Here is a 12,777-nt window from a genome sequence, read left to right as displayed (position 1 = left end):
GAAGAAGGAAGAAGGAAGAAGGAAGAAGGAAGAAGGAAGAAGGAAGAAGGAAGAAGGAAGAAGGAAGAAGGAAGAAGAAGGAAGAAGGAAGAAGGAAGAAGGAAGAAGGAAGAAGGAAGAAGGAAGAAGGGAGAAGGAAGAAGGAAGAAGGAAGGTTCAGGATTATTGATGATTTAGGTGGAGAGACTATTTGTAAACTCGCCCGCGGGCGATCGGCTAATTTACCTGTAGCCAAGCTCCCAAACCTGGTAATCATCAGCCATTGCAATTATAAAATATAAAATATAAAATCTATAATATTATAAGTTCTGTAAATATAAAAGTAGTCGATGCACGAGGGAGTGCTATAATGACTATTTAACCAGTTTTCATAATTTCAACAATTTTCAATTTAACCAAAACATAGCATCGATGACCAGCAATCAAACAGAAGAGAATAAAGGCAACATATTAATTGTTGACGACACTCCAGAAAATTTGCAAGTTTTATCAGCAACGCTGTCAGATCGGGGCTACAAAGTCCGGGGCGTAATTAACGGCAAAATGGCAATCAGAGCAGCGCGCTCTGGTTCTCCCGATTTGATTTTGCTCGACATCAAAATGCCCGAAATAGATGGCTACCAAGTCTGCACGCAGCTCAAGGCAGATCCGAAAACATCAGAAATTCCCGTTATTTTTATCAGCGCTTTAGATGAAGTATTGGACAAAGTAACCGCCTTTAAAGTAGGAGGTGTTGACTATATCACAAAACCCTTTCATGTAGCCGAAGTTTTAGCGAGAATCGAAAACCAACTAACTATCCAAAGACTGAAAAAACAATTGCTAGATCGCAATACCGAACTGCAACAAGAAATAATAGAACGCAAAAAAGCCGAAGAAACCGCGGCCGCTGCATCGGTCGCAAAAAGTCAATTCGTTGCCAACATGAGCCACGAATTGCGGACTCCCCTGAACGCCATCCTGGGTTTTACCCAAGTCATGAGCCGCGACTCTTTACTCAGCCACGAAAATCTCGAAAATCTCCGAATTATTAACCGCAGCGGTCAACATTTGCTGGAACTAATTAACGATGTTTTAGACTTGTCGAAAATAGAAGCAGGAATAATTGGCTTAGATGAACGCAGCTTCGATCTTTATCAACTTCTCGAAACTCTCGAAGAGATGTTTCAAATTAAAGCTGAAAATAAGAATTTGCAACTAAGATTTTTCGTGGAGGCGAATGTTCCCCAATATATAAAAACTGACGAAAAAAAGCTGCGCGTATGCTTGATTAACCTGCTGGGAAATGCCATAAAATTTACTCTTGATGGCGGTCGTATTTGGCTGCGCGTGAGCGTGGAAAGCAAGCAGCAGCTAACCGAAGCGGAAATTTATTCTAACTCTACCTCGGGCGAAGAAGTTTTAATTTTGTTTGAAGTTGAAGATACCGGAGTTGGCATACCAGCAGCAGAAATAGACACTTTATTTGATGCTTTCGTGCAAACTGAAGCAGGTAGAAATGCGGCTGACGGTACGGGATTGGGTTTGACAATTACTAAAAAATATGTGCAGATAATGGGCGGAGATATTGGGTTCAAAAGTGTTTTAGATAAGGGAACGAGTTTTAAATTTAATATCCGAGTATTGCCCACTAATTCGTCTGAAATAACAGTCGTGACATTGCAGCGGGCGATCGGATTAGAAGCCGATCAACCGATTTATCGGATTTTAGCAATTGACGACAATCAAGAAAATCGGCTGCTGCTGATTAAAATGCTGCAACCAATTGGTTTTGAAGTCCGAGAAGCGGAAAACGGTCGCCAAGCTGTTGAAATTTGGGAAAGTTGGCAGCCTCATTTAATTTGGCTGGATACACGAATGCCAGTAATGGACGGTTTTGAAGCTGTCAGACAAATTAGAGCTAAAGAAAAACAAACTCAGCGGCGAACTGTAATTATTGCTCTGACTGCTAGCACTTTTGAGGAAAAAAAAGGCGAAATTATTGCTGCAGGTTGCGACGATTTTGTGCGCAAACCTTTTCAAGAACAAATCCTCTTTGATAAGATGGCTTGCTACTTGGGAGTGCGCTATATTTATCAAGAGTTGCCCGGGCTACCAGTCGGGGCTTTAGGGCGTTATTTTGTGAGCGACAAACCCGATTCATTTTTCGGAGGGCTGCTGGCCCAGATGCCTCAAAGTTGGCTGCAGGAACTCTACGATGCAGCTAATGATGTTAATGAAGAGCTGGCGATTCAAATTGTCGATCGCATCTGGGAAAGTCATCCAACTTTAGCTCAGGCTTTAAAAGATTTACTTACCGATTACCGACTCGACAAGATAATGGATTTAACTCAATCGAGTTTAAAATAAATGGATAATAGCCAAATTAAAGTATTGGTGGTTGATGACCAACCCAGCAATCTGCGGTTCTTATCTAAGCTGCTAACTGCCCAGGGGTATCAAGTTTACCGAGCTATTTGCGGTCAACTGGCGTTGAATGTTGCGATCGCCCATTGCCCCGATTTAATTTTGCTTGACATTAGAATGCCAGAAATGAACGGTTATGAAGTTTGTCGGAGACTGAAAGCGACAGCGGAAACCGAACAAATTCCAGTAATTTTTTTAAGCGTATTAGATGACATTAATGATAAATTACAAGCTTTTAGAGTTGGCGGTGCCGACTATATTGCCAAACCATTTCAAGTAGAAGAAGTTTTAGCACGCATCGACAAGCAAGTCTCCTTGCAAAAACTGCAACAGCAATTAAAAGAGCAAAATTCTCAACTGCAACAGTCGCAGTCGCTGCTTGCTAGCATATTAAATAGTTCCTTAGACGGTATGGTGGCTTATTCTGCCATCCGCAACAGTGAGGGAAATATTGTGGATTTCCAGTGGCTGTTGATCAACCCTGCCGCCGAAAAATTTTCTGGGATGCCATTGAATGAGATAGTTGGCAAGAATTTGTTGGCAGAAATTTCCCAAGTTCGCAAAAACGGGTTATTTGATTTGTATGTTTCTGTAGTAGAAACAGGAGAAAGTGTAGACAAAGAATTTTATTACGAATACGAGGGAGATACAAGTGCTTGGCTGCACATTGTTGCGGTCAAGTTAAACGATGGCTTGGCAGTAACATTTCGCAACATTACCAATCGCAAACGAGCAGAAATTGCCCTGCGAGACAGCGAAGAACGCTTCCGCGCGATATTCGAGCAAGCTGCGGTCGGCATAGCTAAAACCGCCCTTAGCGGTCAATTTATGCGGGTAAATCCCGGTTTTTGCCAAATTGTTCGCTATGCAGAATCGGAATTGTTGCAGCAAAGTTGGCAGGCAATTACTCACCCGGATGACATCGAAGCTGACAGAGAATATGTGCGATCGCTGTTAGCAGGGAAAATTAAAACTTTTTCTCTGGAAAAGCGTTTGATCTGCAAAGATGAGGCAGTGCGCTGGGCGAATGTTACTGTTTCGGCAATGCGCGATGTCAAGGGGACGCCGCAGTATTTGATTTGTGCGATCGAGGATATTTCCCAGCGCAAGCTGGTACAAGAACTGCTGCAAGCGAGTTTAGACATTCAAACCCGCTACGCTCAAGAATTAACTCGTTCTAATGCCGAACTCGAACAGTTTGCCTACGTGGCTTCTCACGATTTGCAAGCGCCTTTGAGCACGATTGCGGGCTACGCTCAACTATTAGAAAACCGCTGTCACAACCAACTTGATGCCCAAGGAAATAAATTTCTCCGCAATATTGTTAATTCTTGCGGGCGGATGCAGGCGCTGATTGATGACTTGCTGCAATATTCGCGGGTCGGTCGCAGTGAGAAACCTTTTGATGTGATAGATTGCAATCTGGTTTTTGAGGATGCTTGCGCTAATTTGCAGTTAGCCATCCGCCAAAATCAAGCTTCTGTTAGTAAGGGCGATTTGCCAATGGTAAGAGGTGACAGTTTTCAACTGCTGCAACTGTTTCAAAATTTAATTGGCAACGCCATTAAGTACCGCAGCAGCGAGGCGCCGATGGTGCGCGTCAGCGCTTCGCGTGAGGGGGATAGCTGGGTTTTTTCAGTGCAGGATAACGGTATTGGAATTGCCGAACAGTACCATCCGCGAATTTTTCAGATTTTTCAGCGCTTGCACACCCAAAAACAGTATTCAGGAACTGGTATCGGTTTAGCGATTTGTCAAAGAATTGTCGATCGGCATGGCGGCCGCCTTTGGGTAGAATCAGAACTCAATCGAGGTTCAACTTTTTATTTTTCTATTCCTATACCAAAGTGAAGTCACCCGTCCGCCTGCAGCAGTCAGCCGTTCTTTACTAAAGCTTTAAATAGCTTTATGTTTTCTTTACACAAATGGTCATTAAGTGTAGCATATTCACTGATGACATCGAGCCAAAAATCAATCACGATAAATCTATTAGCTCTATCCTTATACAAGTTATAAATCAGCGGTGCGCGCAAGAATTGTCAGTTTTTTTCAATTGTATCCAGAGCATCTTGCTTTGGGATGCAGTAGTTTCCCTAGTAGTTCGCGGACAAGGATTTGTGATGTCTTTGCAGCTAGCCGGTACTCGAACAGACACTCAAGTGAAACAAGCATAATTCGCAAACCTTTGCAAATCCACGAAAACCGTAAATTGCTGCAACACAAATTTAGTGTTCTCAGCCAGATTTGCCGGATAATGGCAACAGATGCTTTGCAGGCGCTCAGACACGGCTCAAAGTCCCGCAACCTCACAAAAGCCATTCGCAGTGAGGCAAAGCCGTGAATTATCAAAAGAAAACATTTACTCTTTTAATAGCAAACGATGACGAGGACACGCGCTTTTTGGTGAAGGAAGCACTTCGAGAAGTTCGTTTAGCAATTAGGAGCGAATTTGTGGAAAATGGAGAACAAGTGCTAGACTACTTGTACCGTCGCGGTCAATATGTTGGTAGCAGCAATTGGCACCAGGCAGACCTGATACTTTTGGATCTGAATATGCCGAGGCTTGACGGGCTAGAAACACTAACTTCGATCAGATCTGACCCCCATTTGCAACAAATTCCGGTTGTAATCCTCACAACTTCGCACCGCAGGGGAGATATCTTGCTTTGCTATCGCTTGGGGGCAAATTCTTTCATATCCAAACCAGTCACGTTTGAAGGATTGCTTGAAGTAATGAAGACTTTATGTAAGTATTGGTTTGAAATCGTTTCACTCCCGCCGGATATGTAAGCTTTAATTGAGGGCTAAATCGATAGTTTGAGTGTAGAGTAAATTTGATAAACCGACATATTAGCCCGATCGCAAGTATCGCTATCAAAACTCACAAGTTTCCTTCGACCCGCTCCGAACGCTATAGTTGTGTTAACACGTAACAAATGTCTGAAAATTTTGTTGGTTGAGGATGACCTGGCAGCTCCGACCATGATCGAAGACCTTTTAGGGTCATTCAGCCAGTCTCTATTTCTTCTCCAAACGGTTAAGTCTCTGGAGATAGGAGTCGGGTGTCTGGAAGAAGAAAAGTTTGACGCCGTACTATTAGATTTGTCAGTGTCAGACTGCTTGGGAGGATGCGAGGCGATCGCAGTTTTGAAAGCGCGATGGCCCACAGTGCCAATTGTGGTGGTGACAGAGATCAACGATGAAAATACGGCGCTGTCGGTATTGCGGTGGGGCGCTCAAGATTGTTTGGTAAAGGGAAAATTTCACAGAGAAATGCTGGTGCGGGCAATCCATTACGCGATCGAACGCCAGAAAATCGAAGAACAATTGCGGCAGCAGGCCCTCCGAGAGCGGCTGTTGGGCAAAATGATCGAACATATTCGATCTTCAATAGACGCGGCAAGCATTCTCCAAAGTACCGTCGCAGAAGTGCGCCAATTTCTCAAAACAGACCGCGTTTTAATTTATCGTTGCCAGGATTGGTCGTCTAAACTCGACGGGGAAGAGGAAAAAGGTGCGATCGTCGCAGGTGACGGTTTGCCATGCGGTTATATTGAAAACCAAAATATTAGTGCTGCTTTGGCGGTGTCATGCTGTGTTTTGGTCGAATCCCAGTCTGTACAAGCAATAGCAGATGTCAGCGCTGCCGACTTGGTTGGCAGTTGCAAAGAATTGCTGGCAGATTGTGAAATGACAGCAGTTGTCAGCGTTCCAATTTGGCAATCTGGCGACTGGGAAACGGTAAACAAAACACAAGAAAGCACTGTTTTGGAAGCCGAAAAAAATCAAGATGCAGCCGAAAATTATATGTGCCGCCTGCCAGCGAGCCGCAAACCGCAGGCGCAGGGTTCAAGTGCGGCGGCTTCGATCGCAAAAAATGGCAATAGTTTGTGGGGAATGCTGACAGCATACAATTGCAGCGGTGTCAGGGAATGGCAGCAGTGGGAAATAGATTTTTTACAGCAGTTGGCAAATCAAATGGCGATTGCGATCGAACAATCTCAACTTTACCGCCAGCTAGCAATAGCAAATCAAAAATTGCAGCAACTGGCAACTACTGACGGACTGACTGGCATTGCCAATCGTCGCCAGTTCGATCGCGTTTTGAGATTAGAGTGGCGCAGATTGGCAAGAGAAGAACTGCCGCTGTCTTTAATTATGTTTGACCTCGATTTTTTTAAACTTTACAACGAATTTTATGGGCACCTCGGCGGGGACGATTGTTTGCACCAAGTTGCCGGGGCGATCGCCAGAGCCACCAACCGGGCTGGGGATTTGGCCGCCCGCTACGGTGGCGAAGAATTTGCCGTAGTGCTGCCCAACACTAGCGCCGAAGGGGCAAACATTGTCGCCCGGAAAATTTGCGACAGCATCGCCAGCTTGAAACTGCCCCACGCGCGATCGCCGATCGGCCCCTACGTTACCCTCAGTTGCGGCAGTGCTACGGCGATTCCTTCTGCCCAGGAATCTCCCGACACCTTAATTCGCAGCGCTGACAGCGCCCTTTATCAAGCCAAAACCGAAGGCAAAAATCGCATTTGTCACGCCAGCAGTAACTGGGAATCTTCCCCGATTTTTATGTAAAAGTTGAAGGTAATTGCTAATTAGTAATTGGTAATATCGTGTTTAATTTTTCCCTCACAACTCACAACTCATATCGTTGACCTGTGCATCGGAATAAGAACTTTCCGAGTGCCGTGCGAGCCGGACGCGATCGAGTGAGCCGGAGCGAGCGGAATGCTCGCTTGCAGGTTATAATTCCAATGTTACCGTATTTGATATTAGTCATTACTGCTGCCCAATTTCCAATTACCAATTCCTAATTTATTCCCCCTTTTTTCCATCTCGTACCAGTTAAATTCGGTCGCACTGGAATTTCAATCAAAAACTCCGCTCCCTCTCCTAGTGTCGAAATACAGCTCAATCGACCGCCGTGCCGATCGACTATAATCGAGTGAGAAATCGACAGTCCCAAACCCGTTCCCTTGCCCACAGGTTTAGTCGTGAAAAACGGGTCAAACAGCCTCGATCGCACCGAGTCCGGTATCCCCAGCCCGTTGTCGGCAATAGATACCGCTACGAAGCCCGCAGCAGCCTGATAACTGCGAATAGCGATCGTGCTGGGATGTCGATCGCACTCCTCGATCGGACGCTGCTTGTCCCGTTCTTCCAAAGCATCGATCGCATTAATCAAAATATTCATAAATACCTGATTCAACTCGCCCGGAAAACATTCTATTTGCGGTAATAGTTGGTAATCTTTAACTATCTGAATCCCCGGATGGCTGCTGTGAGATTTTAACCGATTTTGCAAAATCATTAAAGTGCTATCAATTCCCTCGTGAATGTTGACCGACTTTCCAGCAGACTCGTCCAAGCGGGAAAAGTTGCGCAAGGATTTCACGATCTCGACAATTCGCTCTGTTCCTACTTGCATCGAATTAAACAATTTCGGGGAATCCTCAGCAATATAATCCAAGTCTATTTCATCAATTTTCTCCAAGACTTGGGCTGGAGGATTAGGACAGAAATTCTGGTAAAGTTTAATCAATTCCAGCAAATCTAAAGTGTAATTGCGAGCCGGACTGAGATTACCGTGAATAAAGCTAACCGGGTTATTAATTTCGTGAGCAACACCAGCAACTAACTGACCCAAACTCACCATTTTTTCATTTTGAACGAGCTGAGCTTGAGTGGTTCTGAGTTTGTTAATAGCTGCTTCTAACTCTAGCGCTTTTGAACGTTCTCGCGCTTCCGATTCCTGCAAAGCTGACTCGGCTTGTTTGCGATCGGCAATTTCAGTTTGTGCTTGCTCAAACAGCATCGATTGCTGGATCGCGATCGCCAACTGCACGCTAATTTGTTTGAGACACTCGACCTCAATTTCCAGCCAGCGGCGGCTGCCCGCGCACTCGTGGGCAATTAATAACCCCCACAACTTCTCGCCTTGCAAAATCGGCACTACCAAATTAGCTCGCACCTGAAATTGACTTAATAAATTAATGTAGCACTGGGAAAGATCGGCTTTATAAATATCATCCACAGCTACAGCGCGTCCGTGTTCGCAAGCAGAAACATAGCTTTCTTCAAAGCAATAATCATTAATAGTTATTCCTTGAATCGACTGCCAATTTTTGTCCACCGACTCGACAGTTACAAAACCGCTCCAATCGGAATTAAAGCGATAAACAACTGTCCGGTCTGTTTGCAAAAAATGCCGTACTTCAGCAACAGTTTTTGTCAAAATCTCTTCTAAATTTAGAGAAGAGCGAATGCGTTCCAGCATCCCTACTACCAAGCGTTCTCGCTTTAGTTGCTGGCGCAAGATAGCCTCGGCAAGTTTGCGAGGACTAATATCTTCAATCATACCAATTAAGTAGCTCGGTTTCCCCAACCCATCTCGCACTAAAGATACACTCACATTAGTCCAAACAAATGAACTGTCTTTGCGAACAAAGCGTTTCTCAATTGAATAATTCAAGATTTCTCCAGCTAATAGTCTGTCGCGGGACTCGACATCGGCTGCTACATCTTCTGGGTGAGAAATATCCCCAACATTTCGCGCTTTCACTTCCAATTCAGAGTATCCGACAATATTGCAAAACCCTTGATTGGCATTCAAAAATTGACCGTCGGGCCATATTTTCACAATGCCGATCGCTGCTTGTTCAAATACAGCTCGAAATCGCTGTTCGCTTTCTTGCAAAGCAATTTCTGCTTTTTTGCGATGGGTAATGTCCATTGCCGTGCCAAACAGCCGCACCACCTCACCCAGCTCATTTTTAACAGCTTGTCCTTTAGCGTTAACGTGCCTGATTTCTCCTGATGGAAAATAGATGCGGTGGTCGATATCGTAAGCTGTCCCTTCAGTCACTGCCTTGTGCACAACTTGTGTAAACCTTTCTTTGTCATCGGGATAAATTTGCTCTAAAAGTTCTTCCATTGTCGGCGGGCGATTCAATTCTCGACCGTAAACTCGAAACAGTTCTTCCGACCAAGCAATAATTTCTGCCTCAATATCGAATTCCCAATTGCCGATGCGGGCTATTTTTTGCGCTGCTTGCAACTGGTCGGCAAGTTGTTGCAGAGATGCGATCAACTGCGTTTTTTCCGCTTCTGCTGCAACGCGGGCGCTGATATCTTTGTGAGTGCCTGTTATCCGCAACGGCGCACCCCATTCGTCGTACTCGACTACCTTGCCCATCGCCATAATCCACTGCCAATTGCCCGCTTTGTTGAGCATCCGAAATTCAAATTCATAGATCTCAGTCTCACTTTCCAAATAGGAATTTAAAGATTCCATTACCTTTGGTCGGTCTTCGGGATGCAGCAAACTTTCCCAACCCTGGAGGTTATTTTCAATTTCGGTTTCTGCGTAGCCTAGCATTGATTTCCAATGAAAGTCGAAATAAGTTTCGCCAGTAGCTATATTCCAATCCCACAGCCCCAAAGAGCTGCCTGAAACCGCCAACTGCAATCGCTCTTGACTGAGCTTTAATGCCGATTCGGTGCGTTTTAGTTCTGTGAGTTCGGCAATTATGGCTATCATTCCTATTGGTTGAAGCGCGGTATCTTTAATGCAGTCAGCTCGCAATAAACTTTCAACAATTTCGCCATTTTTAGTCTTGATTTCAATTTCAGTGTTCCAGGAAAAACCTTTCCGCAGCACCCTAAATAGCTTTCTCAAATCTTGAGATTTGGCATACATTACTGCTGGACCCCCGGCATTATTTAGCTCCTCAACTGTATAGCCGTAGCGCTTAATAAATGCTTGATTGTGATAAACGGAATAACCGTCCAAATCAGCGATCGCGATCGCATCACTAGCGCTGTCTACAGCTTGAGTTACCAGGCACAGAGTCAGTTCGGCTTGTTTGCGATCGGTAATGTCAAAAATCGCTCTGTCTATCCACAAAACCAGCCCTTCTAGATTGTAAGTTGGCCTACCTCTTTCCGACATCCACCGCACCGCACCGTCAGCGCGAACAATCCGGTATTCTATATGGTACGGCTGTTTCGACTCTACTGCTGCACTGACTTGTCGATCGACTATTTCCTTGTCTGCCTTATGGATGAGGCTAGCAAAACTCCAGCGGTTGTTGTGAATAAAATCCTCAGCAGGATAGCCACTAATTGCCTCAATTTCATCGCTAATAAATACCATCGTTTCATCAGCATCATACAAGCTGCGTCCGATAGCGCCGGGGATATTCTCAACGAGCGATCGAAATCTGGCTTCGCTCTCCCGCAAAGCTGCTTCTGTCTGTTTTAAATTAGTAATATCCAGCACCATACCTTCCCAAACTATATCCCCTTCCTGCCCTATTTCAGTAGGACAATCAACTCGTTCCGATCTCGCAACCCCTTGCATCCACTTAAATTTTCCCGACGGCACAATCGGGCGCCATTCCTGCTGCCAGGGCTGCATATTTACCGCAGAAACAGCAATAGATTCTTCAAGTCTTTGGCGGTCGGCTGGATAGATACAACTAAAAAGTAGTTGGGGATTCTGCTGAATTTTTTCTGGTGCTAATTCATATAAATTGCGGCTGGCAGAAGAAATATAAGGAAAACTTTTTTTTTCGTCTGTTGAGAGGCGAAATTGATAAATTATTCCATGCAAATTGGCAGCAATTTGCCGCAGTCTAGCTTCGCTTTCTTGCTGCGCTAATTGTTTGCGCCTATCCTGAGTGATATCTCGAATTGTCCCGACGAGAATTTTACTGCCGTCGGTATTTTCAAAGATAGTTTTTTTAGTAGACAGAATGTGCTTTGCACCGCTGGCGTCCGTAAATATTTCCTCGGTCTCGTTTTCTTTCCCCGTCCTAAATACTTGCTGGTCAGTCTGCCAAAAAAATTCAGCTTCTTGTTTTGGGAAAAAGTCGTAATCCGAGTTGCCCAGCAGTTCCTCGCGTTGCTTGCCGATTAGCTTGCAAAAAGCATTATTTAACAGTATCCAGCGGTGCTGTTCGTCCTTGACAAAAATTGGGTCTGCAACTGCATCGATCGTATAATTCAAAAACTTTTTACTAGCTTCGAGTTCTGAGAGTGCTAAAATTTTATCCGTAATATCGTTGATTGTTCCTGTCGTCCCCTGCGCCGCGCCGTTCCAGCCAAACATCAAAAATTCTTGAACTTCCCCCCAGCGAATATCGCCATCTTTGGTAAGATATCGAATTTGATAGCAACAAGATATTTCTTGATTTTCCTTCAAGCCCCTAAACGAATTTAAATATTTGTATTGATCGTCAGAATGAATGTAACTCAAACAGGAGCTTCCTAAGCTTTCATCAAGGGTAAATCCGGTAATTTCCGTCCAAGCCGGATTGAGAAAAGTCCAATTGCCAGCAGTATTTGTTTCAAAAACGACTTCTTTGATATTCTGAACAACCTGCTGGTATTTTTCTTGACTTTTATGCCATTCTGCTTGCCGTTTTTGGCGGGCGATCGCGCACCTGAGCGTCCGCACCAGCAGCCGACTGTCTACTTGTCTTTTCACCAGATAATCTTGGGCGCCGGCGGTAATTAACTCGACAGCCAGTTCTTCGTCATCGGCGGCTGTCAGAATGACGATCGGAATATTTATACCGCAATCTTGCAGCCGGAAAAGATTATTAAATTTAGGGATATCAGGAAGTGAAAGGTCTAATAAAATTACATCAAAAACCTCGCAGCTTAAAATTTCTATAGCTTCCCGGAGACTAACTGCATAAGCCAAATCAATTGATAGTGCCTGTGGGCGCTCAGACAGCAGTTCTTGAATGAGTTCTGCATCTTCTGCACAGTCTTCTACTAAAAGAACTTTCAAGCAAGCAGGCGTTAAAGTTGACTCAAAAACAGATGTCATTGGCTATTTTTTAGTAATAAAAAAATCTCAGCAGGGGATGCAGTTACCTAGCTCATTAATTGGGGAACTTAAAGCGCAGGCTTGAGGGTGTGCGGGGTGCTAGCAAACCTCCTGATTTATTTGTAGAATTGAGTTATCCGCTGCAAGTTGTCCGCCTCGCCCCAAACCTAGTACCCAACACAATCATACTTTTACCAATGTTGCAATTCCACTCTGTTTTAATTTACAACCTTTGGCAGGGGAATAGCAAGGGGCAAGGCAAAAGAGCGCGGAGGAATCAGGACTTGCATTCCTTATTTATACCATTTTATTTTTTATTTCAAATTGCGGTTTGAAGCTTGCCTAAAGTTACATTCTTTTTGCAAACAGGTATTACTACGAACCTACGAGAATTAGCGTTAATTTACGGACAGGCTGTGAGATAGTGTTCAGTTAATTGCCCGCAATTAGCACCTGTTTGTATTGAGCAATGCAAGTCCTCTATTTCTGGAGGAACCAAGACTTGCAGCCCTTAATACGAACCT

Annotated in this window: 5 protein-coding genes; 4 read left to right on the top strand and 1 reads right to left on the bottom strand. The window is 44.5% G+C overall.

The genetic code is table 11. The features are described 5' to 3' along the window. The first annotated feature begins 411 nt into the window (after nucleotides 1-411). The 4 genes from QUA20_RS27025 (at nucleotide 412) to QUA20_RS27010 (ending at nucleotide 6,990) form a co-directional block, all read left to right on the top strand. The gene (locus QUA20_RS27025; protein WP_333192825.1) at nucleotides 412-2,349 is read left to right on the top strand and encodes a response regulator; all 1,938 of its coding nucleotides are present in this window, start codon (nucleotides 412-414) and stop codon (nucleotides 2,347-2,349) included. After that, complete coding sequence (locus QUA20_RS27020) at nucleotides 2,350-4,257, top strand: PAS domain S-box protein (protein WP_333192823.1); 1,908 nt, start codon at nucleotides 2,350-2,352, stop codon at nucleotides 4,255-4,257. A 486-nt stretch (nucleotides 4,258-4,743) separates the two neighbouring features. Beyond that, complete coding sequence (locus tag QUA20_RS27015) at nucleotides 4,744-5,196, top strand: response regulator (RefSeq protein ID WP_333192821.1); 453 nt, start codon at nucleotides 4,744-4,746, stop codon at nucleotides 5,194-5,196. Nucleotides 5,197-5,388: 192 nt separating this feature from the next. Continuing rightward, nucleotides 5,389-6,990 (top strand): diguanylate cyclase domain-containing protein, encoded by a 1,602-nt coding sequence (locus QUA20_RS27010; RefSeq protein ID WP_333192820.1) that lies wholly within the window; start codon nucleotides 5,389-5,391, stop codon nucleotides 6,988-6,990. A 235-nt stretch (nucleotides 6,991-7,225) separates the two neighbouring features. Here QUA20_RS27010 and QUA20_RS27005 read toward each other — a convergent pair whose 3' ends face one another. Further along, entirely contained in the window at nucleotides 7,226-12,253 is a 5,028-nt protein-coding gene (locus QUA20_RS27005) for a PAS domain S-box protein (RefSeq protein WP_333192818.1), read from the bottom strand. Nucleotides 12,254-12,777 lie beyond the last annotated feature (524 nt).

The sequence above is a fragment of the Microcoleus sp. Pol7_A1 genome (assembly GCF_036701085.1).
GTDB classification, from domain to species: Bacteria; Cyanobacteriota; Cyanobacteriia; order Cyanobacteriales; family Microcoleaceae; genus Microcoleus; species Microcoleus asticus.
This window is presented reverse-complemented; position numbering and strand designations above follow the sequence as displayed.